Origin of the sequence: Frigidibacter sp. SD6-1 (genome assembly GCF_030143255.1) — a bacterium.
GTDB lineage: Bacteria > Pseudomonadota > Alphaproteobacteria > Rhodobacterales > Rhodobacteraceae > TMP-24.
On record NZ_JARJNR010000016.1, the window covers coordinates 1 to 24,645 of the forward strand.

The following is a 24,645-nucleotide window of genomic DNA, read 5'->3' on the forward strand; positions in this document are numbered from 1 at the left end:
TCATATTCCCGCCCCGTGAAGCCATAATCCTGCGCCGCCGTCTCCAGAAGCGCCGTCCGCCCGGCCAAAGGCGTCATTGGTATAGGCATAGGCGGTCGTCACCAAACTAATCGGCGGCTTGACTGCTCGTTGGCTTCCTTCTAAGATCAAGTGGCACAAGCATAGTAAGCAGATCGAGCCTAATCACCGCAATAAGTTGATGATGGCAGTCAATAGCCAAGATATTCATGCCAAGCATTAGATTTTCCGCGGCAGCCATTAATACCGTCGGCACATCACGACCATCGACGGCAACCCCGGATGCCCATGGCTCGGCAAGCACATAAATCAACTCTCCGGGTGACGCTATTTCGGTCTCTGCAAATATATCCTTCACCTCCTGAGAGCTTTCAGGCAGGACGACCTTCGCATTATGATCTACCTCGGTCAGGTAGAATTTATTCTTCTTGAAGTCATGATACTTGTCCGCCAGCTCTATTATTCTATCCCCAGCGCTCGGGGTGACTATTTCATACGGGATCGTATTTTTTTTCAATTCTAGCAAAAAATCATCCCAGCTCTCACGGTCCGGGAAAATATCTGCCTTCCTCATTTAGTAGCACTCCTAACCCATTTCGGCAAACCTCCCGTAAACGAGAAAGTTCTCTTCCCCTTCTTTTTGCACCCTGCATTTATGTGTGGCCCATGGTTCTTACCTGAGCGCGTAGGGTATCCGGTATCATCCTCTATGCGCAGATACGATCCCCCTGCACCAAGCAAAGTTATCCCTCCATCCTTGCTTGGCGTTGATCCGATATTGCAGAAAGGCTGCCCGGAGAGGTCCTCCACATAATCGAGTGCTTGGTTTAGCGCCTGCTCGAAGCTCGCATTATGCCCCCACGCCTCCAGCTCGCCCGCGAAGTAGGTGTGGGCACCGGCGACCTCGAGATTGTGGACGAGCCTCGGGGTGTTGTCCAGTTCCGTCGAGACGACCGTGATCACCCCGCCGTCGGCATCCACGATCCGGTCGCCGGGGACGAGTTCGCCCGCCTGCACCCAGCCCCGGCCCTCGACATAGAGCGGATGCTCCGCCGTCACGCCGAGCCGGGAGCTCTGCCCCGACGCCTCCAGCCCCAGCCAGACCAGATCCGTCGCCTGACGCCCCATGATCGCGGCCACGGGATAGGGCCCGACCTCCCCCGTCTCCTCGTTCCGCGCGATCACCAGATCGCCCTCGCGAAGGTCCTCGATCCGGACCTTGCCCGACGGCGTCAGAACCTCGGTCCCCTCCGGGAAGGACGAGCCTGCCTGCATCAGCGCGCCGACCATCTCGTCGAGCGCCGAGCCGCAGCCGCAGGACGGCACGATCGCCTCGACCGCGCATTCGGCCGCCATCTGGGTGATCTGGATCTCCGGACTGCCGCTCATCAGCGCTGGCCCGATCTCGGTCAGCGCCGAGCCGATGCGGTTCGCAACGCACATCACCCCTTCTTTCACCGTATCGACCGCCGAGCGCGCCATCGCGGCCGTCCCGGGCGACTGGCTGCTGTTCTCCGACGAGGAGGTCAGCCCCGACGGGTCCGACCAGTTGGCCGGATCGTTCCAGGTATAGGCGTAGAGGTTGACGTCGCCCGCCGCGAAGCCCAGCGGATCGGCCTGCAGGAACCGCCCCACGCCCGGGTCATAGACCCGCGCCCGGTAATGGTAGAGCCCCGTCTCGGCGTCATATTCCCGCCCCGTGAAGCCATAATCCTGCGCCGCCGTCTCCAGAAGCGCCGTCCGCCCGCCGAACGCATCATAGTCATAGCGCGCCGCGACCGTCCCCGTCGCCTGATCCGTCACCGCGATCACGGAACCCTGACGGTCGGCATGCAGCGCATAGGCCCGGCCCGCGCCGGGGTCGGTCGAGGCGGCATAGTCCTCATACCCCAAGGGCTCGTCGATCTCCTGCCCGTGCACCCAGCGCCGCGCCAGAATGCCGTCGCGATATTCCAGAAGACGGTCGTGCCCGGTCACATCATACATCGCGCCGATGTCATAGACATAGGCGGTGATTTCGGCGCCCGGACCCGGGGGGGGGAGGGGGGTGGGATCCGGGGCCACGGTGGCAGTGGAGGCGACAAGGCTCGTGCCCGCCGCGAGCGGCGCCGCGGCCGACGTGCCGGCCCGGTCGGTGACCGCCGTCGTGTCGCCGTCGAACCGGTAGAGCCGCAGGAGCCCCGCCGTCCCCGGCGTGACATAGGCGGACCGCGCGTTCGCGATCTCTGCCGCCGTGCGTTCGACCGTCCAGATGCGGATGTCGTCGAACTGCCCCGCCGTCACCCCGGCCGCCGTCTGGCCGAGAAGGCCCACGTTGAAGGGTGCCGTGAACGCGCCCGCCGTCGCATCCAGCACACCGTTCACATAAAGCTTCATCGTGCCGTCCGCCGCCCGCGTCACCGCGTAATGGGTCCAGACATTCGCCGCCACGGGGGTTGCCGCGACGATCTTGTCCACCGCACCCGACCCCGGAGAATAGAGCCTGAGGCGCCCGGCGTAGAAGTTCAGGTCCTGCACCGGCTGGCTGGGATCGGACCGCAACAGCCCGTCGCGGTTGTCGATGCCGGGATCCAGCCGGACCCAGCCCTCGATGGTGAAGGCACCGGTGAGCGTGAGGTCGGGAATATCGATCCCTGCCTGCGCCGTGAGCTTCAGCGCCAGCGGATCAAGCGGCGGCCGATCGATCGGCGCACCCGGACCGTCCAGTACCTTGGCGATCCGCCGGCCTAGCGCATCATAGGCATAGCGTGCGCTGAGCGTGGCGTTGGCATAGCCGATCAGCCGGTTCTGGCTGTCGTAGACATAGCGCTCTACCGACCCGTCGGCCTTCGTGGTCCGGCTGATCCGGTTGCCCTTGGCGTCGTAGCTGTAGGTGAACGTGTCATCCTCCAGCAGCCGATTATGTTCGTCCACCAGGTAGATTGCCGAAAGGTGGCTGGCCGTACGGTTGCCCGTCGCGTCATAATCATAGTCCTCAGTCGGGACAGGGACACCGCCGTCCGCGATGGGCGTGCCTTCGGCGACGCCGAGCAGGCGGTTGGCGAGGTCGTAGGTCAGCGTCTCGGACTGGGCCGGCTCGGCAAGGTCGCGCAGGAGCTCGATCTGACCGTCGGGCGCATAGGCAAAGCCGGAGCGGGCGATGGCGACACCGTTCTGGAAATGCTCGAGCTGCTCGAGGCGACCCGAGGCGTAGGTTGCCGCGCTGGCGCGGCCATCGTCGGAGGCGAGGCTCGTCCGGCGTCCCGCCGGGTCGTAGGCCATCGCATAGGCTTCACCCCAGGGTGCGGTAATCGAGGTGACCTGGCCCTGTCCGTCCAGCGCATAGGTCCAGGCGCCGCCCAGCCCGTCGTTCAGCGACAGGCGCTGGCCGAGCGCATTGTAGCTGTAGGTGAGCGTCGTCGCGGGCTGCAGCCCGGCCCCTCCACCGGTCGAGACCGTCTCAAGCCGGTCGCGCAGGTCGTATCCGAGCGCAAGCGCGCTGTCATTGTCGGTGGCGCCGGTCAGGTTGCCCTTCTCATCATAGCTGAATCTCAGAATATTGTCGGGCGTCGTGACCGTGAGCCGCTGGCCGAGCCGGTCATAGGTCGCGGTCTCGACAGTGCCATCTTCGCGGGTGATCTCCACAAGATTGTCGCGGACATCGTACGCCATCTGGATGGTCTGACCGAGCGGGTTGGTGCGCGAGGTCCGGCGCCCGAGAATGTCGTAGGTGAAAAGGGTGACGTTGCCCTTTCCGTCCTTCACGCTGACGAGATTGTTGGCGAGGTCGTAGGTGAATTCCGACACGTTGCCGACCGCATCCTCCATGCGCGTAACACGTCCAACAATGTCATAATCGTAGCTGTCGGTCGCTCCCTCCGCGTCGGTCTCTGCAGTTATCTCGCCCGCGAGGTTGTACGTGAATTCGCGTCGGCCCGCAGCGGGGGTGATCTCCGCGATCTGGCGGTTCATCGGGTCATAAACGAACTCTGTCCGCAACCCTGTCTCGTCGGTGACCCCAAGCGGATTGCCCGAAGCATTGTAGTGGTAGGTCAGCGTACCGCCGATGGGTTGGCCAGAAGCGTTAAGCACCTCTTCGGTCAACGGATTGTTCCGGAAGTCATAGGTCGTGCGGGCTGTCCGCTCCTCTGGCAGGCCTTCGGCATCCTTCCGCTCGGTTACATTGCCGCGACCATCATATGCGAAACGTGTCACCGTACCGTCGGGGTGTTGAACAAAGCTCAGATTGAAATTGGCATTGTAGCTGCGGTTCTCGGTATTGCCTCGCTCGTCGGTTATTGCCTGCAAGAGGCCGACAGCATTGTAATCATAGTTTCTGACCTTGCCCTCGGCATCAACCGTCGAGGTCAGTTCACCGAAGCCGTTGTAGGCATAGGTAGTCACGGCCCCATCGAAGTCGGTAAACTTGGTCAAATTGTTGAAGATCGCCTCATACCTGTAGAGTCGTTCTCGCTGCAGCGGCGTGCCCACCGCCATTCGCATGGCAGTCATATTGCCGCGAGCGTCATACTCGAACTCATCAACTCTGCGTGCGGAGTCGACCGGCGCCAGGGCGGTCATCTGGGAATTCGTGTTGGCTTCTCCTGTCGGAACACTGACGCGCACCGCCAGATTGTCCTCATTGCGCTCGATGAGCGTCTGCCTACCCATCGGGTCGATGGTTTCAACGATCGCGCCGAACGCATTTACTACAACCTTGGTTACACCGCCCTTTTCATCCGTGTGGTAGGAAACACGGTCTTCCGGTTGAACGAATGCCAGGGGTTGCGGCGCGCTGTTTAGGTCCGCGATCCCCACCGCTGCGCCAGCCTCATTGCGGATTGTAGCGCCGCTCGGGAAGAGCGATCCGGCGTAAGTGCCGATTGAGGTGTAGGTGTGCTCGGTCGTGTTGCCTTGCTGATCGGTTACCGCAACGAGGCGGCCATTGTCGTCATAGCGATAGCGGACTGAGCTTCCTGTCGGCTCAATGACATCGGTAAGCTGCGCTGCATCATCATATTCAAAGGACGTGGTGCGACCATCTGGGTAGGTGATCGAGGCAACCCGGCCATTGGTATCGTAGCTGAAGTTTGTAACGCCCCCTACCTGGTCGGTGATCGTCGCCAAACGGCCATTGTCGTCATAGCCATATGTGCGACGATTGCCCCAAGGATCTACGGCCGCGGTCTGAAGGCCATTCGCATCAAACTCGACGGTCGAGCCATCCTTATAGAGTCTGACCCAGCTCCCATCAGCTTGCTTCGTAAGCTTTGAGAACTGCCCATCTCGCGAGACCAGGACGCCACTTGTCGAAGGTTTCGAGAAGTGCACGCGGACGTTGAAGCGGTCGATAGAAACCAGATCGAGACCACCGTCTTGATCCATATCGACGATTTCCAAACTATGCAGCGGGTAGTTCACGAGACCGGTTTCGTAGGGTTGGAAGGTACCATCGCCATTGTTCTTGTGAACCTGGACACCGATGCTGTCGGAGAGGATGACATCGACAAGTCCGTCGTCATTGACATCGGCGAGACTGACGTCCGCCGAAGCGGTGATTGTCGGCGGACGAGGGATTGCCGCGGGCGGTCCAAAGGTCCTCCCGTCAGTATTCAGATATAGGTAGGTCTGGTTGGGCTCACTGGTAACGAGGTCGAGCTGGCCGTCCGAGTTGGCGTCCACCAGGCGATGAAAATCGCCCTTCAAGTTGATCTGGAACTCACCCAGATAGGGAAGTTTCTGTTGATAGCGTCGACCACCTTCGTTGAATACAAAGTTAATCCCGACGCGGTTGCTGCGATAGGCAATGTCGGTGAAGCCATTGCCGTCAATATCGCCAATATCAAGTGATACAGGGCCCTGGCCATTACTATCGGTAGAGATTATCACGGGCGGGGACGAACCGCTGGGGCCGCCGTAGCTGACCTTCACGCGATCGATTGCGAAGATCCAGAAACCTTCGTTGACGATATAGATGATGTCATCATAGCCGTCCCGATCTAGGTCTGTAACCTTTACGTCGTAAGCGTCGCCAACATTAAGCGTCTCAAAGGCCTTGGCTAGGTGCCCATTGCCATCACTTAGCAGGTACCCATATCCGCGGCCAAACTGCAGCGTGTACGCGGCATCGTCTGCGCCATCATTGTTGAAATCACCGCTTGCAACGCCAGTAACATCCGGCCCGTAGCCACCGGTTTGCGGAACGCTGACGGGAGTGCCAACCTCGATCGTTTGTGCTTCTCGGACGTCACGATTTCCGTAATTCAGGAATGTGCGGATACTGCCGCTTCCCGACTCCGTTACTGCTACATCCACCAAGCCGTTGTTGTCGAAATCCCCGGTATCGAGACCAACGCCACCGTCGTTCGCAAACACAAGCGGATCGCTTTCGAATTCGCTCAGCGTCGGTTCCGGATCGAATGTGGTGGTGGAGTCATCGTCGATGATCGCGACGGAACCGTCGGGACTTTGGGCGAGATGCTGGAGGCCATCAATCGCCCAACCACGGCCGAAAAGGCTTTGGGTTTCGTTGTGGACGTAGACTTCCGCCTTGTGGCTGGCGCCGACCGTAGAACAGTCATAGGTCGCGAGCGCGCTGAACGCATATTTGTAGCGGCCGCTCGCAAGGCCGGTCGCGTCGAGCGGCGTCGATTGACGCAAAGTCAGGGCTTGCCCAATGAGCGGTGGGGTCAGCCCGTTCGCACCAACGCGGGGGTTCCAGGTCACTGTGTCGGTGATGTTAAGCCCGCCCAGCAGGATACGGCTTGACAATGTAACCGGCAGGGAACTGTCAGCTGCGATTGTGACGTTACCTGCAAGAATTGGAGCGGGATCTGCTGCCACGGAATGGTAGGCCAGTGTGATCGACTGGTCCTGGTTGAAGGCTGTGTAGCCCGGCAATGAATAGGTCTGCGCCAGGTCGCCGCCGAACATGCTGAGCTGAGCCATACCCTGCGGCTGATCCTCCGCTACCTTCGTTATCGGCGCTTTTGGTAGGAACGAGAAAAGGTTTCCTGGTGCTGGGTTTGAGAGTTCGGCGGTTACATTGGCGGCACCTTGTTCGACGGAAGCAGGCCCTGTTTTGTGGAAGGCGGTTCCCGCGGGTCCGAGCTGCCAGAGTTCGAGATTGGCGGTCTCGGGCAGATGGTCGTCGTTGGGCGCGGCGAGGGAGATGGGTTGGGTGAAGATGGCGCCGGGCGCGTCGAGCGCGTAAATATGGCAGGCCTTGGTGTCCTGCGGCATGGCCTCGTGCTCAAACAGCTTGGGCAGGCTGCCGAGGCAGACCTGGCCGTCGTAGGCACTGCCGCTGGTGGTCGTGATGCTGTCGGCGGGGATCGACACTGTGACGCCCGATATGGTGCCGGTCAGGTTTGTGTCTTTGCCGGCGACAACATCGGTGCATCCATCGTTCAGCGGTGTCAGCAGGAACTCGGGGTCTAGATCGCGGCGCTGGTCGGCCGTGACGGTGATCGTGCGCGTCGCCGGTGCGTAGCCCCCCGGCCCTCCCGCCGCTGACGGCTCGATCAGCAAGAGGTCGGCGCCTGCGGTCAGGCTACCGAAGCTGAACTGGCCATTTGCGTCGGTCGTGGTCTGGAGCGCGGCGTTCTGCAGCCGCACCGGAATGCCAGCCAGCGGTCGGTCCACGCCATTGGCCTTGTCGATGGCGTCGAGCACGAAACCATAGACCGAAGTCTCGCCTGCATTGGCGGGCACAACATTCAAGACGAGAGTTTGACTGTCCGTGAAAATGCCGTCCGATGCGCCGACGGTCACCTGATAGGTGCCGAGCTGGCTTGCCTCGGGTCGAAAGCGGATCCGGCCGGTCGCGGCATCGAGCACCATGCCCTGAACGAGCGGCAGGGGGCTCGCAAAATAGGTTACCCGGCCACCGTCTGGATCGACAGCGGAGAGGTCCAGCGCAAGTTCAAGGCCAACCTCAACCGTGTAGGAGGGGTTGAGATCGGACAGGATTGGGGGTTGGTTGGGTCGTTTGGCGGTGACCACGACCGAAGCGGTCTCGGTAGCAAGCCCATCTGAAACTATAACGCCAAACTCGTAATCGCCGGATTGGTCGACGGTGACCTCCAACTTGCCGCCGCCAAGGTCGTTCAGATCGGGATTGGCCCCAGACGGGGCGTTGATGACAGAGAACTGGAAGCTCAGCGCATCGCCATCCGGGTCAGAGGATCCGTCGGCCAGGAAAATCGCCGGTTGGCCGACGAACAGCTGGGCGGGTGCGACGAAGCTGGCAACCGGCGCCCGGTTCGGGACGGTCAGAGTCACTTCCGCTGGCGCGGATGCCAGCTCATGATCCCGGACGACCAGCCGGAATGTGTAGTTTCCAACTTTGTCTGGGCTAAAGCTCGTCACCGGAGCGAAGGGATCGGCGATCGCGGCAACGCTCCCGGCGGGGCGGCTCTCGATTGTCCATTCATGGGTGAGGCTGTCTCCGTCAGGATCGAAAGAGCCCGAACCATCGAGGCTGACACTCTCCCTGACAAAGACTGTCTGGGGCGAAAGGCTGGCCGCAGCGACGGGAACACTGTTTGGCACGAAGATCTCGAAAACCACCGGAACTGCATTCCAGACGGCGTCGTGTGCTTCGAGCTGAACGAGATAGCGCCCGGACACGTCGGTCTGGATCAAGACAGAGGCGCCGCTTGTAGCGCTTATGACCGCGTTGCTGCGTGCAGGGGCGCTCAGGATCGACCATCTGAAGCTCAGCGCATCGCCATCGGCGTCGCTCGCAACCGCGTTTGCTTCCAGAGAAACCGTCTCGCCGCGCTGCGCTTCGACAAGGGCTGGCCGCGCCAGAACAGGTCGCAGGTTCTGATTGCCAATGTAGAGTGTGTCGGGTAGCGAGATACCGGCAGTATTCTTGACCACCAGTTGCATGACAGCGGCACCCGGGCCGGTGCAGACCGGATTGTTGCGGTTGAACGGGTTGTTCTTGGCGCGATCGCTCGCATAGGAGGTTGCGCCGATCAGGGCATTCATGGTCTTGTTGCCGATCGGTGCGGTGGTGACGAAAATCGCGACCCTTCCCGGCAGGCGCCAGGTGCCATGGATCACACCGGCGCTGTCCTTCAGCGTCACCGACTGAGTTACGGTCGTCTTGTTTTCGACCTCCCAGACGAAGATATCACCACCTTGCAGGCTCTGCCGACCACGCGAAATCAGGCTGACAGAAATGCCCTGGTTGGGACTGGATCCGGCGGCGTCATCAGGCGCCCGGGTATCGAACTCACACAAGCCGCCACGGTCCGACCGCTTGAACTGATAGACCGGCGCCGTGGCGATCACGTCACGGAAGTGTCCGCTCCTTTGCGAAAGGGTCACCGAAGTGGTCGCAGCGGCGGGACTTGCAATCGCCGGCGTGCCGCCGTCACCGGTCAGACCGATGCCGGCCCAACGGTAGGTAAGGCTCGATCCGCTGGATTGCGTTCCGCTGACCGTGACCGAGCCGAGATTGCCGGCCTTCTGGTCAGCGCCTGCTTCGGCGACCGGAAGCGGTGCACCAACCACGACCGCGAGGGTCGTCGGAACCGAAACCTGTGTCGTATCCGACGCTTGCAGCTGGAAAATATAGAGGCCCGCCTGATCGGGGGTGAAGCTGGCCACAGCTTCGTTAGAGCCTGTCAAGGCGACCGCGCTCCCGGCCGGTGTGCGAAGAACGGACCAGGCATAAGTCAGCCGATCACCGTCCATATCGAAACTCTGGGTACCGTCGAGCTTGGCTGGATTGCCGACGATTGCCGAAACCGGCGCGATACGCGCAAAGGGCCGGGTTGAGGCACCCGCCCCAACGCTTATGAGGATCTGATCGGCCGAGCGGAACATCCCATCTTCGGCGGTCACTGAAACAAGATAATCCCCGTCAACGTCCGGCGTCAGCGTGACCGCGCCGTCGCCCGCCGCCCCAAGGCTGGCCGCAGAACTCGCCGGACGTATCAGCAGATTGCTGGCCGGAATCAGGCGGTTACCATCAATGTCCGTCGAGGCATAGGGCTCGATCTGCACGACCTCGCCCACCGCCCCCTTCAGTTGATCGAAGCGCGCCGAAGCGACGGGTCGCACCTGGCGACCACCAACCCCCTCATAAAGATCGACGCTCGCGGCCTCGAGCTCGGAACGGGTCAGAAGCGCGCCAACCACGCCGCGCACGGTGACCGACCCCGCGTCTCCCCCAAAGATGAAGGTCAAATCGCTCGAGGCGGGATCGCTCGACATCTTGGCGCTGGTCTCGTCCGACGCGTCGAGCTCGAGCGCGTCTGCGAGGTGCAGAAAGCTTTGCGGTGTCGCGAGCTGATAGGCCGTCCCGTCAATCGTAACATTGATCGTGTCGAATGGGGCGCCGGTACCCGTATCAAGATCGAATCCGTCGATGAAATCATCGGTCGCAACGCTGGCGAGCGAGCGGTCGCCAAGATCATGCACGTCACTTCCAGAACTGTTCAAGAAGGTCTGGTCATAGCTGTCGCGATAGATGTCGGTGCGTCCGGTTCTCGGTAGAAACTCCACATCATAGGTCGTCAGCGGCGAAGTCAGACCCGCAGCATCCTGCACCCTCAGGCCAATGAGATACCGCCCTTCGAGGTCCATGGTGAGGCGCGGCATCGCCGCAGTCGTGTTCGAAATGCGTGCCACACTCCCGGCAGGCGCCGCCTCGATCGTCCATTGATAGGTCAGCGGATCGCCGTTGACATCATAACTCGCGCTGCCATCGAGTTGCAGCGGCGTCGCCCCCCCTGGCAGACCACGCCCGCGCACAACCGCGATCGGCGCCAGATTGTCAGTCCCAAAGTCAACCTCGACAATATGCAGAGGCGTCAAGCCTGTCGTGTCAGTCGTCGCGAAGAACGATGCCTGCGCCCTGTATGTGCCCGCCGCATCCAACATAACCGTTGGTCGCAAATCGGCTGGATCACTGAAGTCCGCGACACTGGCAGCCGGACGCTCCGCCCAGCTCCACTGTACTCTCAACGCTTCTCCCGGTGCCGCTTCAAACCCATCGGTAGGATCCAGCAACACGGACTGGCCCACCCTCGCCGTCAGCGGCGCTCCATATCCGAGTGCATTTGCGGAAGCGGTTTGAGCGCTTGAGAGGCTGGGGCAGGAGAAGCATGAGAACAAAAGAACAAATCCAACAACCAAACGCATCATCCCAACCACTCCGACGGAAAACTGTTTGTATGCTGAAAGATGCGAAGCGAACCGCTAGGTCAACCAATCAGGGAGTGACAATCTATCGCGAAGACGGAAACAGTGGCCGCTAAGCTAAACGCACCCGTTGTATCGTGCTCTGTAGCTGATCGACCTAAACCGTGCATCACGGTGCCTCGCCATCCTTGCCATTGCCCGCGCGCCCTTATCCAGACGCCAACCGTTGCCTGCAGACGGCTAAGGCCTTTGCACCGTCCAGAACCTGAACCTTCCCTGCCCCGTGATCTCGCGGACAAGGCCAGTGGCCTCCAGCCAGGCAAGGCCGCGCTGGACGGCGGCGCGACTTTGGCCCGTCAGCCGTTCCGCCATCGGGGCCGAGACCAGCGGCCATTCGGTGAGGGCGTCGAGGAGAAGTGGCGGGGTGCGGCCGGACAGGGGTGCGGCAGCCGCCCCTGCCCTGCCCCGCCAGTCTTCCAGCATGTCGAGCGTCAGCATCGTGGCAGCGATCGCCGCATCGATGCCGTCGAGCCAGTGGCGCAGGCGGCGGGCGGGGGTTCCGGTCGCGCGCAGGCCCCCTGCCCCGCCGGCGGTGAGAGGTGCGAAGAGCGCGCCGCTGCGGCAGTCTTCGGCCGCGATCCGGGCGGCAGTGACGGCGGCTTCCAGCCGCTCGCCTTCGGGGCCGATCCCGGCCATCGGCCAGAGATGGAAGCCCAAGCAGGCGCGGGTCAGCGGGTGGAGGTCATGGGTCTCGGCCATCAGCTCAGTCCAGCCGGTGATGCGGTCTGCGAGGGGTGCCCCTGTTGTGCTGGTGTCATGGCGTCCGAGGAACGCGGCAAGGTCCGCGTCGGGCCCCGGCCCGCCCGAAAGACGGCGGAAGGCCCAGCCGGTCTTGGCGAGCGTTCTGTCCTCCTCCTCGACTGATCCGGTCCTGAGCACGATCCAGAGCCCGAGCCGGTCGGCCGGGATGCGGGCACCGGCGAACCAGCCGAGGTCTGCGGCCTCGGTCAGTGCAAGCCGGTGTCGCCAGCCGGGTGGTCCGCGACGGAGCCGGTCGTCCAGTGCCCCAAGCCGCATCGCGACCCGGGCAAGGCGCTTGGCCTCCACTGCCTGCGCCACGCGCCAGGGGTCGGGCAGGGTCGCTTCGGTTGGTTCCGGTCGCGGAAGAGGCGGCAGGAGATCGGGTTCGTCCTCGGGCGGCCCGGGCAGGAACCAGAGGTCGGCCTCATCGCTCTCCTCGGCGAAGCCGGGAGGCGAAGAAATAGCATCATTGTCAGATCGTTGACGTCGCATATATGCAGAATATGCCAGAAATGAACATTAGATAAGTGTTTTCCGCGGCCACCCCTGCCCTACTAGGGGTCTGATGCCGGAGAGTGCAGAATCCTACGCTAAGGCGATTTGATCACTTTTTTGACCACCTGTATTCACCGGTGAGAAGGATGTGGGCCCATCCGAGTGGCGAGATGTGCGCTAGCAGATCTGGTGAACAATCCAGACGGTCGCGTTGGCGCGCCGTGACAGCTTGGCCAAGGTGCTTGGTGTTCCAGTAAATGATGATAGCGGCGAGCAGGTTCAGCCCGGCCATTCGGAAGTGCTGGCCTTGGGCTGTTCGGTCACGGATTTCACCTTGGCGACCAATGCGCAGGGCGTTTTTCAGCGCATGATGCGCTTCGCCCTTATTCAGGCCGATTTGGGCACGGCGCTGCATGTCGGCATCCAGCAGCCAATTGATGATGAACAGCGACCGTTCGATCCGGCCGATTTCGCGCAATGCTACCGCAAGTTCATGCTGTCGGGGAAATGCAGCGAATTTTCGCAAGAGTTGGCTTGGCGGCATCGCGCCAGCAACCATGGTGGCCGCTGCGCGTAGGAGGTCGGGCCAGTTCGAGCTGATGACAGGTTCCCTGACCTTGCCGCCTATCAAGCCCGTCAGCTCTTTCGGGCAGGATGCCGGATTGAAGAGGTAGAGGCGCTTGGATGGCAGATCCCGGATGCGGGGGATGAACTGAAAGCCCAGAAGGGCGGTGACGGCGAAGACGTGGTCGGTGAAGCCGCCCGTGTCAGCATACTGTTCGCGGATTTTCTGGCCTGCGTCTGTCATCAACAGGCCGTCCAGGATGTAAGGGGCCTCGTTCACCGTGGCCGGGATGGTCTGGGTGGCGAAAGGGCCGAACTGGTCAGAGACATGGGTATAGGCTTTCAGACCGGGTTCATGGCCGTATTTGGCGTTGATCAGGTTCATCGCCTCGCCCTGGCGCGTGGTCGGGAAGAATTGTCCGTCACTCGAAGCGGTCTGCCCTGCGCCCCAGAACCGGGCCATCGGCAAGGCAGATTGACCTTCGATCACCATGGCCAGGGCGCGTGCCATCGCCTCGCTTTCCACATGCCAGCGCGACAGGCGCGAGAGCTGGAAATAATCATGGGTGTTCGTGGCCCCAGCCATTTTGCTGAGGCCAAGGTTCAGCCCTTCAGCCAGCAGCACGTTCAACATGCCGACCCTATCTTTGCATGGAACGCCGGTGCGCAGATGGGTGAAGGCCTCGGTAAAGCCGATCTCGTCATCCACTTCGAGCAGGAGGTCTGTGATCCTGATCTCCGGCAGGCGGTTGTAAAGATCGAGCACCATGGCATCGGCCTCATCGGGGACAGCCGCCGTCAGACGGTCGATCTTGAGCACGCCACCTTCGATAGAACCTCCCGGAATGGCACCCGCCCTGGCGGCGCGGGCCAGTCGTTCCAAGCCGTCGGCCAGGCGAGATTTTCGATCCGTGAGCCAGAGCTCCGGTTCAAACGGCATGGCCAGTTTTGGCGTGGCCGTGGCAACTTCTGTCGGAACCAGCGCGTCCTTGAGATCGCCATATCGGCGGGAATGTGTGAGCCAGATGTCGCCGGCACGGAATGCGTCGCGCAGGTGGCACAGGACCGCCACCTCCCAAAGCCGGTTCCCATCGTCGTGATTCAAGTGTCGATGCCATTTCGAAGCCCGGCGCAGAAAGGTCAGTGGCCGGGTAGTCGTCGTTTCCGTACCCGCGATGATGTCGGCGGCGGCAAGCAACGGTTCGGCCACCGGCGCCGCCTGAATATCGAGCGCCCGCAGCATGCGCGGCGCATAGCGTCGGAAGCGATGATACCCGTGAACAACATGTGCCAGTGGATCAGCCGCCAATGTGTCGGTCAGTTGGGCGGCGGTGGAAACAAGCCCCCTCAGCGATGACCAGCCTCCGGCGTTTTGAATGGCCTCGATCAGGGAGGCCTGATCTTCATGTGCTTCCAGCAGAGCTGATCCAAAATTTGAGAAGCCCTGCAAGGTGTCTTTCAAAGCAGCCTTGGCGTCATCTGCCCTAGCATCGCATACGCGTTTCGCCTCGCGCCACGTCTTCCCCACAATCCGGTCATGGCTTTCGACCACGGCATCGGCAATGGCACTGCGCCATTCCAGAGCGCAGACCGCGAGGATGGCAAGGCGGCGGTCGCCGGAGATATCCCGCAGATCTCCAGCGAAGTAACGTTCACCTTGCCGTCGGAGGCGCGCGATACGGTGGGGCGGCACACCCGACAGGACGGTTCGGTCCACGGCCATGGTCTGCAAGAATTCCAACCGGCCGAGCAGCCGGTTCATGTCGGCCGAGTTCTGGCCCACCTCAAACTGGCGCAGCCAGACAAAGCGGGTGACAGAACCGTCCGCCATTTCCGTCAGCAACGCGTCAAGTCGGCTGCACATCTCATCGTCCAGCCGGTCGGCAATCCGAGCGTCGATCCGTCGCTCTGCAGCAACGAGTGCATCCGCGCAAAGGCGTTCGATAACCGTAATCCCCGGTAGAATGGTCTGGGTCGCCCGGCATTGTTCCACGAAACGCCGCGCCAAGTCCTCGTTCGACCGGGCAGTTTCGGCTGTTCTCTCCAGCCAGGCCTTCAGGTCGCGCGATCCTCGGCCAGTGAACATCTTGTAGCCATAGAGTTCCCGCAGGGCCGCCAGATGTTCATGACGCGTTTCTTCGCGGCTTGCATATCCAGCCAGATCGTCTGACTTCAGCCCAAGCTGCGCAGCCAGGAAGCGCGTGATCTCCATTGGGATGACCTCGCCCGGGGTCAACAACCGACCGGGATAGCGCAATGCGCAAAGCTGGAGAGCAAACCCAAAACGATTGTGGGGGCGGCGGCGGGCGCGGATGATTTCCAGATCGTCGTCCGCAAGGGTGTAGTGGCGCAACATCGCCGTTTCATCGGTCGGAAGATCAAAAAGTACTGAGCGCTGACGCTCGGTGAGGATAGTACGATGCGTCATGTTCCTTTTGCTTTCTGCATATGGTTTGCGTATTGATGATTAAGATACTGAATAAGGAATTGTTCGGATGGCTGAAAGCGCGTCGTTTTCCAGGTCGTCTCAAACGAACGTTTGTGAAACATGCTGATCGGATATGCCCGCGTCTCAAAAGCCGACGGCAGCCAGTCCCTCGACTTGCAGCGGGATGCTCTGATCGCGTCAGGCGTCGAAGAAGACCAGATTTACTCGGATCTGGCATCCGGAAAGAAAGATGACCGCTCCGGTCTGGAGGCCTGTCTCAAGGCATTGCGTGAGGGCGATGTTCTGGTTGTGTGGAAGCTCGACCGATTGGGCCGGAGCCTGCATCACCTGGTCAAGACTGTCAGCATGCTGTCCGAGCGCGGCGTTGGCCTCAAAGTGCTCACCGGGCAAGGCGCGCAGATCGATACCACGACTGCGGCTGGTCGCCTTTCATTTGGTATCTTTGCGGCTCTGGCTGAATTTGAAAGCGAGTTGATCCGCGAACGCACAATGGCCGGGCTCCAAGCCGCCCGCGCCCGTGGCAGGAAAGGTGGCAGGAAGTTTGCGCTGACAAAGACTCAGGTCCGCATGGCCCAAGCTGCCATGGCCAGCCGCGACACATCGGTTTCAGAACTTTGTAAGGAATTGGGGGTCAAACCGGTCACACTCTACCGATATGTCGACCCGAACGGCAATCTGCGCGATTACGGGAAACGGGTTCTCACCGCTTAGCGTAGGATTCTGCACTCTCCGGCATCAGACCCCAAGGAGGCAGAGCGGCTTCACTGTCCCGCCTGCGGCCATACCGATCATAGCGATCGCTGGTGGACGCAGCAGCAGGTCGAGCACGCCAAGGCCGCTGCCATCGCGCAGTTCAAAGCACAGTTCAGCAAGGCGCTCAAAGCCGATTCTGCCCGGTTCAACCGGAGCAGGCCGCGCGGCGGCTTTATTTCGATGACGATGAAAGTGGATTCCCGGCCGCAGCATGTCATGCTGCCCCCAGCCGCCACCGACCCGATGGCGCTGAAGATCACCTGTCCGTCCTGTGCGTGCCGCTACGCAGTGATCGGGGCTGCGTATTTCTGCCCCGCCTGCGGGCATAGCGCTGCCGAGCAGGTCTTCGAGCAGACCATTGCAGGGATCAAGGCCACCCTTGGCGCGCTCGACCAGGTGCGCGCCGCAATGCCGGATCGGGACACCGCCGAAACCACCGTGCGCGTCGTGATCGAAAACGGCTTGCAAAACGCTGTCACCGCCTTTCAGCGTGTGGTCGAAGCTCTTTTTGTGGAGCTTCCCGCGCCTCCGAAGGCAAGGCGGAACGCATTCCAGAACCTTGCAGAGGGCAGTACCCTTTGGCAGCAGGCGACGGGGCAGGGCTATGGTGCCCATCTCGACGCCCCTTCCCTCGACCAACTCGCGCGGGCGTTCCAGCAGCGCCATCTGCTTGCCCACCGACAGGGGCTTGTCGATGAGGAGTATATTGCCAAGAGCGGTGACACCCGCTACCAGCCCGGCCAGCGCCTTGTACTTCGCAGCGAAGGCGTCACCGAGGCCGTAGAGCTTGTCGAGAGGCTCGTTGCGGGGCTTCGGGATGATGCGAGCAGTGCCCGTTCAGGGCAGAGGTCTTCACCGTAGATACTGGTAGGGGCGCGGCGCCACCACATGAGAAGGCCACCGGCCTCCAGTCTGCCCTTGCCGCTCCGAGAACCGTGCGCGTGCGTTCACGGATGATCGATCCGTTGCCTCTATGATCCCTCGCCGCAAAAGCTACGCCTTCAAAGGAGCCGCAGTACTGCGGCTCGGTAGGTTGGACGGGGGGGCTGAAAGAAAAGAAACTGGGCCGGTCGGAATGGGTCCCGTTCCAACGCATGAGTTATAGAAGTCCAGTCTATAACTCATGACGCGCAGAATTTGGCATGGCCTGCTGTGCGACCGGCACTCCGCGCCGCCCTTGATTGCCTGGCCCGCAGTCAGATCATGCCTGTCAGGCGGCCTCGACCATCGGCTCGTAGCGCACGTCGGGCATGGCATCATCGAGCCAGGCAGGCTGCAGGTCGCCATTGTTCCATTGGTACAGGTAGCCCACAAGCGTGTCGGTCTTCTTGCAGAGGATGCGCATGATCGGTTCGGCCGTAAGCCGCGGAAAAGTGGTCACGATGTGCTCCTCTCAAACTGACCTCAGGACTTGTTAACAACGAGGCCGCAATATCGTTTTGAACGTCTTAGGGATGGGTTTCTGCAACTGCAAGATGAAGTCGGCGGCTTCGGCAAGAACCCACCGACAAAAGGACAAGTTGTCTTTATAGTCAGGTTTCTGGCGTATCCTTTTCTGCATTCTGCGCTGCAGCGCGAACGGCGATCTCGTCCAGAAGTATGTCGATCTCTGCCCAGACACGGGGCTCCAACTGCCCGCGGATCAGGGTCCATTTGCTGAGCACGTCGAGCGGGTCGTGGGCGCGCAGGAGGGCGGTCAGCGCAGGGGCATCGACCGCCAGCGAGGTGCGTGCGCGCCATTCGGTGATCCGTGTCCGCTGCTCTTCCGACGGGGGGACGAACTCGGACCCAAGCTCCCAGTTCTTGACCGCGCGGCGCAGGGCGGCGCGGATGACATGGGCGGGATCGACGCCGCAATCGATCAGGGCTTCCTCTTGCCGTTCCAGCGCATTCACCCGGATGTCGATCTTGCGCGTCGCCGGACTGTGCCGCGTTCGGGTTGGCGATGACATGACCGCATGCTCAGCGGGTCCAGTTGCCTCCTGTCTGGCTTGATGAGAGGGCGCAGGCTGCGTCCTTGGCGGCGAAGCAGCGTGATCGTCTAGGACTGCGGGCTGCACGCTACCAGGTTCTGGCATCACCTCCGCGAGCCGCACCTCTACCCTTCCCGGGTCTTCTTCCACCTCTGGACGCAGAGATGCGGCATAGGTCGGGTCGGGCCGTGTGATGGTCGGGATCTTCTTCCTCACCGCCCCGTCCTCAAGCCGCGAGGATGTTGTTGAGGATGTCGGTCGCTTCTTCGAGGGCCTCGACCACATGGCGCACATGGGGCCGCATGAGGGGGTTCGGATCGGCCTGCTTTTGTAACGCCACCGCGTGCAGGAGGCCTTTCTCGTCCATCTCCTTGTAGACGTTCCGCCGCATCATCACGGTCTCGACCACCGGGAACCGCGCGATCGCCGCTTCGATGAGGGCGGCATCGGCGCGCGTAGTCTTGGGGTCTACCATGTTCAGAACGACATGGTGGCGCGGCAGGCTTTCGGGGTCATCGACGCGAGCGCGGAGCTTTTCGAACCAGTCGGCGGTCTGCGCGCCGACATCGAGATCCGAGGTCGAGAGCATCACGGGCGTCACGATGTGATCGGCCAGAACGGCGATCCCGTCCGACCACTCGGCCCCGACGCCTGCCGTATCGATGAAGATGAAATCCGCCGAGTCCGCCGCATAGACTTGCTCGATCCGGCGATCCACGGCGCCCACGCTTTCGACAGTCGCCGAGCGCAGCAGGGGCGATCCCAAACCCGCGGCTTCAGCCCGCTTGTGCCATGTGCCGAGCACGCCGGTGCTGTCGGTATCGATCAGAAGGACGCGACGTCCGGCGGCAACGGCAGCGCTGATCAAGGCGCGCGAGAGCGTGGTCTTGCCACTCCCTCCCTTCCGGGCCATCGCAGCGATCACCACGAGATTGTCGTTCGGCATGGGTGCGGACCTCTCGCAATAATGGTGAAACGCAGCAAAGATGTTTGCGCGTCGCTAACCCCTGCGCGTGACGGCGTCAAGCAGAAGACGGGATACGGGCTGCCTCAGGCGGAACGCGGGGCGCATGGTGCGTCGCGCGGGGGGCGGACGACACGCTGCACGCGGCAGCCGACGTTATCCTGTCTGCGCGATGCAGGCTCCAGATGACGTGCGACTTTCGACATGGCCCATTGTCCGTGTTGCAGAAAACGCGACGCATTCCGCACAGGACGTGTGCCATCCGGCACCACGCGTGATGCAGGCGGCACATGCCATCGGGCACTCGCCAGAAGCCGTACTGCAGGGCGCGCAAAACGCAGTCCAAAGGACGCGATGCGGGGTGCAGGCAACGTGGGACGCGCTGCGTTGAGCGCCTTGCGCGCTGCATTTGCCAAAGGACGTCAAATCGGCCTGTCTGGCCGATTTTCTACATTGAGTACAAGCCCTTGGTGCCTTCTCCGCTTGTGCTGGGAGAAGGCGGGCTTGTACGAAGTTGGCAAGAAATAGGAACGTATACTTCACATGGGGCACAGTCGCAGACTGACCGATCAGGAGCGCCGTCAGATCGTCCGAGAGCGGGCGAAAGGCGTCTCCGTCAGTGCGATCAGTGCAGCACTGAAGGTCTCGCCCAAGACCGTCTACAATGTGCTCGGCCGGGGCCGTTCCGCCGTCTCCGCCAACGACAGCCGCACCCGCGTGCTGACCATGCGGGTCACCGAGCGCGACCTTCGCGGCTTCGATGCTGCTCTCGCGCGGCGTGGGATCGCGCATCGTTCGGACGCCATGCGATGCCTGATGCTCGCGGCCAACGATCTCTTTCGACCGGACAACGGCATGACAGATGAACTGAGGGGGTTGAGCGCGGCGCTGAACCGGGTCGGCAACAACGTGAACCAGGTTGCGCGCCGCCTGAACGAGGCGAAGCTCAAAGGGGAGCGTCTGCCCTATACCCCCGTCAGCCATGCCGAGATCCGCGATCTCGCGGTGCTCGTCTTCGACATGGCCGACCAGATCCAGGAGATGTTCCGCGCGCGGCGTCGCGATCTGGACCTCGAGGTCACCAAGGCGCTCGCCGGTCTGGCACGGCAGGAAGCGGCGCAGGTGGCCGAACATGGCGCGGAGTGAGGCGCACGGCGTCGGGCCCGCCCTCTTCGATCGCGACTGGAGCCGGGTCTCAGGCAGTTGGCAGGGGCTTGCGAAGAAGGCGCAGATGGTTCGGGCGGCGCGCGGCTACTCCCCGGCCATCTTCAAGCCGATCTCGAAGGGCGGGTGCCACACCGGCGCGCAGCTGAAGGCCCAGCTGACCTATCTCACCACCAAGTCGAGCCACATCCTCGACAGCCGCGGCACCCATGATGGCAAGAAGACCCTGACCGAGGCCGAGATCGACCGGGTTGTGCGGCGCTTTGAAAACCAGTGGGGCGAACGGCACAGCCCCAAGCTCGGCCATACCTCGCATCTTCTGATGGCCTTTCCCGTCGGCACCAGCGGCGAAGAGGTGCGCGCGATCACGGAAGCCGTTTGCGAGAAGTTCTTTCAAGGTGAGGGGTCGCAATTCGACTATATTGCTGCAATACACCAAGATCGCGCGCATCCACATGCGCATATCGTTCTGAACCGCCGCAGCAAGGATGGCGAAATGTTCTTTCTCGGGAAGGATCACCACTTCAACTACGACGCCTTCCGGATGGCGATGGTCGAGGCGGCGCAGGTCCACGGGATCCGGCTCGAGGCGACACGGCGTCTTGACCGGGGGGTCACGACCTACCGCGCCGAGATAGACGAGGTCTACAAAGCCCGTGACGAGGGCCGACCGCCGGTCGAGCGCCAGCGCACGGGGGCCGACCTGGCCGCAGCCCTGGAGACGGTGGCGCGAAACGCGCTGACGTATCGCGGCCTGTCGGTCGAGGCGTCCCGGTCGAATTTCGATGACGTGGCCGAGGCGCTCGAGCGGGCCAGCACTATCCTTGCGAGCGGCGGTCAGATCCAATCTGACGGAGCCATCTACATGTCCCAAGACGAAACGGCGTTCGACACGCTGATCACCGAGTTCACTCAAAACATCCGTCAGATCGAAGCGGCGATCGACCGGGCGCCCGCAGCCGAGCGGCCGGAAATCGAGCGCAAGCTCACCGATGTGCTGGCCTCGGTCGCGCATCTCAATCCGCTTGGAGACCGCTCGGCTGCGCTGCTCGATGCACCATCCCGGGACGGGGTCTATGTGCGGGCCAACATACGCGAGGACCAGATGGGGCGCCTCGACGACGATGCGGTTAAGGCGCGCCTCAGCGAGGCGCTGCAGGGCACGGGCATCGATCCCGAGGCGGTTGCCGCCCGCATGCGTGAGGGTGCCGCCAATGCAGCCCTCGAACGGCAGTGGCTCGCGCAGGATCTGCGCGCCATCGCCACGGCGGGCGACCTTGATCTGGAGAAGGGCGAGGGTCGCGAGGAAGCGCTGGACCGGCTGGAAGCCGTTCACGTCCGCCTAGGCGATACTCTGACCGATGCGCGCATCTTGCGGGCGGTCGAAGATGTCGATGAGGCGGAGGATGCCGAGGTCTCGCTTACCGAGCGTCTGACGCCACTGGGCCGCGATCTCGACCACGCGGGACCGGACGCCTTCGCCCCGTCCGAGCGGCAGGACTTCCAGCAGCTGGTCGCCCAGTTTCGCCGGACGGATTTCACTCATCCGTTCTCGGATGACCCGTCCGTGCGCAGGGCGGGTGCTGTCGAAGTGGAAGCAGCCCGCGCCGCCTTCAACGCCTATGCAAAGCGATCGCCCGATCACGCCGAATTGGCCTCGATGGCTTGGGACAAGATCACCGACAGCCGCAAGCCGCAGGAGTTCGCCGTCGAGGAGAAGGATCGCAGGCTCCACGCGGGCGACATGGACCTTGCTCTGCGCGATCCTTCGCAACATCTTGGTCCGATCACCGAGGATGACCGCACCCTCGCGCGCTACCGCGCGGAAATGCCCGATGAAGAGTTCGGTACCGCGGTGCAGGATGAGATCAACCGGCTGCGCGCCATGGGGGCCTCACGCGCCTTTATCAGTGAGCGTAGCTTCGACATCGAGGACCAAGCGCGGCAAGACTATGCCGAGCGGCGCTTCATGGCCGAGACCGCCCCTGATGTGATGACCTTCCTCCGGCGGGCCGAGGCCGAGAATGGCACAGCTCTCTCCGAAACAGCCGGGCAGCGCCTGATCGAGCAGGTCGACAGAAACCTCGCGCCAAACGCGGTCACCGCCCTGCGCGCCGGCCATGCAGATGTGCTGGACAAGTTCACCGAACATCCGCTGCGGCAGCTGGAGCTCGCGAAGGCCTATCTGGAGAGCAGTGAGGTGACTGCCCACGGACCCGCCATGGAGCGGGTTCTGGATGCCTTGGCCGAGGAACAGATCGAGGCGCAGCGCGCGCGTCACGCCGCGGCCCATGGCGAAAAAGGGATCACCCATGGATAAGGGCAAGATCGCGGGCGGGATCCTGAGCCTGACGCTGGTTGGCCTCGCCATCGGCTATGTCGTGGCAACAGGCTACCTGACCATCCGCTATGGGCTGGCGACGAACGCCTTCGACTTCACCCTGCTCGCGCGCGAGTATCGCGCCCTCGGAACAAACGCCCCTCGGGACTTCCTCTGGGTGAACCTGATCCTCTCAGGCTTTGGCATCGCTGCGTTCATGTTGAGCGTCACGCTTCTGGGGGAGGCCCTGACGCGCTTCGGCACGACCCATTGGCAGACCCGGAGCGAGATGAAGCGCAACGGCTTCTTCGCCAAGCCGGGCGGTGGCTTCCTTCTTGGCAAGCTCGGCACCCCGAATTCACGACGCCCCTTCCTCGTGTCCAAAACCTTCCCGCATGCGCTGATCGTGGCGCCCACGGGCCGGGGCAAGGGCGTGGGTTTCGTGATCCCGAACCTGCTCACCTACAAAGGCTCGGCCGTGGTGCTCGACGTGAAGGGGGAGAACTTCCGCGAGACCTCACGCTTCCGCGCAAGTATGGGCGACAAAGTCTTCCGTTTCGCGCCGACCGACTGGGACCGACCCACCCACCGCTACAACCCGCTGGCGCGCATCGCCGCCATGACCAACCCCGATCGGCAACAGATGGAGTTAAAGCTGACCGCGAAGCTCTTCCTGCAGACCGACAACGAAAAGCTGAGCGGTCTTCTGGCAGGCGGCATCGACCTCTTCGTGGCGGCCGGTCTTCTGGCCTTCGAGCGAGGCGTACCGACCATTGGCGAGATCTACCGCATCACCGCCTCGGGCGGTGACAAGCAGAAGGAATACCTCAAGCGCGCGCAGGAGGTGAAGAACACCTCGGCCAAGCTGATCTTCGAACGCATGGCCTCCACCAACAACGACACCCTGACCTCGTACCTGTCGCTTCTGATGACCTCGGGTCTCGACACCTGGGACAACCGGGCGATCGACGCAGCCACCGCGACCTCGGATTTCTCCTTCCGGGACATCCGGCGCCGCCCGCATGCGATTTATCTCGTGGTCGAGTCCGAGATGATCCGCCCGCTGGCCCCACTGATCCGACTCTTTTTTTCGGACCTGATCGCCTCGCTGCAGGCGCAAGAGCCGGGCGATGACGAGCCCTGGCCCGTGATGATCATGCTCGACGAGTTCGACCGGCTCGGAAAAATGCCGATCGTCGCCGAAAGCATCAAGACGCTGCGCTCTTTCGGGGGCAACCTCGCCATCGTCACCCAGACCATCCCTGCGCTGGACGAGATCTATGGCGAAAACACCCGCAGGTCGCTGCAGGGCGGCGCAGGCGTGAAGCTCTACCTCACCCCGTCCGAGCAGAAGACGATCGAGGAACTGAGCCAGGCTGTCGGCAAGACCACCAAGCGCGTTGTGACCAGGTCGCGTGCGGTCGGGCGCAACCCGTTCGAGGGGCGGAGCGTCTCCGAGCGGACAGAGGACACGCCGCTTCTGACCGAGGATCAAGCCCGGCGGATGGACCTCGACGAGGTGATCCTCGTGATTGATGCACAGATGCCGATCCGTGCGCGGCGGATCAAGTATTTCGAAGACCCGGCGCTGAAGGTGCTTCACGCGGGGCAGGCGGGGAGTTTCCCGTACCCGGATGAAGACGGACTGCGGCGGGATCGGCAGATGACCGAGACGCGGGAAACGGTGGAGAAGCTGAAGCAGGAGCTGCAGGAGGTGAGGGCGGCAAATGTCGCACGGGAAGCCGGCCCGAATCCGCCGAAGACTGATCCTGTCAGTTTAGCGAAGGCACGCGGTCGCGCGGCCCGCGCAGCTGCGAGTGGCGGTGGCCAGGGACAGCTGTCACTTGATATCGAGGGATTGGGTATTTCGAGCACAGACCGTACGGCGCTGGCTTCGGCAGTTCAAACTACGAGAGCAATTATCGCTCGGTACGGGTGATCTGCATTGGAGGCGGGATGCTCCCTTATCGGACGTCGAGAAAGACGTACGCCCGTAGGATAGTCG

At 62.3% G+C, this 24,645-nt stretch carries 13 protein-coding genes; 5 read left to right on the plus strand and 8 right to left on the minus strand.

Annotation, left to right across the window (positions count from 1 at the left end; genetic code table 11):
• Positions 1 to 106 precede the first annotated feature (106 nt).
• The 4 genes from P0645_RS18490 to P0645_RS18505 all read right to left on the minus strand — a co-directional run bounded on the left by P0645_RS18490 (position 107) and on the right by P0645_RS18505 (position 15,445).
• Entirely contained in the window at positions 107 to 592 is a 486-nt protein-coding gene (locus P0645_RS18490; protein WP_284166030.1) for a hypothetical protein, read from the minus strand.
• Complete coding sequence (locus tag P0645_RS18495) at positions 589 to 11,160, minus strand: PKD domain-containing protein (RefSeq protein WP_284166031.1); 10,572 nt, start codon at positions 11,158 to 11,160, stop codon at positions 589 to 591. Before P0645_RS18495 ends, P0645_RS18490 begins: the two co-directional genes overlap by 4 nt.
• A 237-nt stretch (positions 11,161 to 11,397) precedes the next feature.
• The gene (locus P0645_RS18500; RefSeq protein ID WP_284166032.1) at positions 11,398 to 12,450 is read right to left on the minus strand and encodes a helix-turn-helix domain-containing protein; all 1,053 of its coding nucleotides are present in this window, start codon (positions 12,448 to 12,450) and stop codon (positions 11,398 to 11,400) included.
• 112 nt (positions 12,451 to 12,562) lie between these two features.
• Positions 12,563 to 15,445 carry a Tn3 family transposase gene (locus tag P0645_RS18505; RefSeq protein ID WP_284166033.1) on the minus strand — a complete coding sequence of 961 codons (2,883 nt, stop codon included), beginning with the start codon at positions 15,443 to 15,445 and terminating at the stop codon, positions 12,563 to 12,565.
• Positions 15,446 to 15,565: 120 nt separating this feature from the next.
• On the opposite strand from P0645_RS18505, the gene P0645_RS18510 reads away from it, so the two are divergent.
• Entirely contained in the window at positions 15,566 to 16,177 is a 612-nt protein-coding gene (locus tag P0645_RS18510) for a recombinase family protein (protein ID WP_284166034.1), read from the plus strand.
• Positions 16,178 to 16,201: 24 nt separating this feature from the next.
• Here P0645_RS18510 and P0645_RS18515 read toward each other — a convergent pair whose 3' ends face one another.
• Entirely contained in the window at positions 16,202 to 16,432 is a 231-nt protein-coding gene (locus tag P0645_RS18515; protein WP_284166035.1) for a hypothetical protein, read from the minus strand.
• Positions 16,433 to 16,435: 3 nt separating this feature from the next.
• Here P0645_RS18515 and P0645_RS18520 point away from each other — a divergent pair, with 3 nt between their 5' ends.
• Complete coding sequence (locus tag P0645_RS18520) at positions 16,436 to 17,080, plus strand: RING finger protein (protein ID WP_284166036.1); 645 nt, start codon at positions 16,436 to 16,438, stop codon at positions 17,078 to 17,080.
• A gap of 349 nt (positions 17,081 to 17,429) precedes the next feature.
• Here P0645_RS18520 and P0645_RS18525 read toward each other — a convergent pair whose 3' ends face one another.
• The 3 genes from P0645_RS18525 to P0645_RS18535 form a co-directional block, all read right to left on the minus strand.
• Entirely contained in the window at positions 17,430 to 17,600 is a 171-nt protein-coding gene (locus P0645_RS18525) for a hypothetical protein (RefSeq protein WP_284166037.1), read from the minus strand.
• 151 nt (positions 17,601 to 17,751) lie between these two features.
• Entirely contained in the window at positions 17,752 to 18,171 is a 420-nt protein-coding gene (locus P0645_RS18530; protein WP_284166038.1) for a hypothetical protein, read from the minus strand.
• Positions 18,172 to 18,418: 247 nt separating this feature from the next.
• On the minus strand, positions 18,419 to 19,138 hold the full coding sequence (locus tag P0645_RS18535; RefSeq protein WP_250045590.1) for a ParA family protein: 720 nt from the start codon (positions 19,136 to 19,138) through the stop codon (positions 18,419 to 18,421).
• Between the two features lie 561 nt (positions 19,139 to 19,699).
• Between P0645_RS18535 and P0645_RS18540 the strand changes: the two genes are divergently transcribed.
• The 3 genes from P0645_RS18540 to P0645_RS18550 are packed head-to-tail and all read left to right on the plus strand — an operon-like array spanning position 19,700 to position 24,579.
• The gene (locus P0645_RS18540) at positions 19,700 to 20,302 is read left to right on the plus strand and encodes a helix-turn-helix domain-containing protein (protein WP_284166039.1); all 603 of its coding nucleotides are present in this window, start codon (positions 19,700 to 19,702) and stop codon (positions 20,300 to 20,302) included.
• Positions 20,289 to 22,640 (plus strand): relaxase/mobilization nuclease domain-containing protein, encoded by a 2,352-nt coding sequence (locus P0645_RS18545; RefSeq protein ID WP_284166054.1) that lies wholly within the window; start codon positions 20,289 to 20,291, stop codon positions 22,638 to 22,640. The genes P0645_RS18540 and P0645_RS18545 overlap by 14 nt, the downstream gene beginning before the upstream one ends.
• Entirely contained in the window at positions 22,633 to 24,579 is a 1,947-nt protein-coding gene (locus P0645_RS18550; protein ID WP_284166040.1) for a type IV secretory system conjugative DNA transfer family protein, read from the plus strand. The genes P0645_RS18545 and P0645_RS18550 overlap by 8 nt, the downstream gene beginning before the upstream one ends.
• Positions 24,580 to 24,645: the final 66 nt, after the last annotated feature.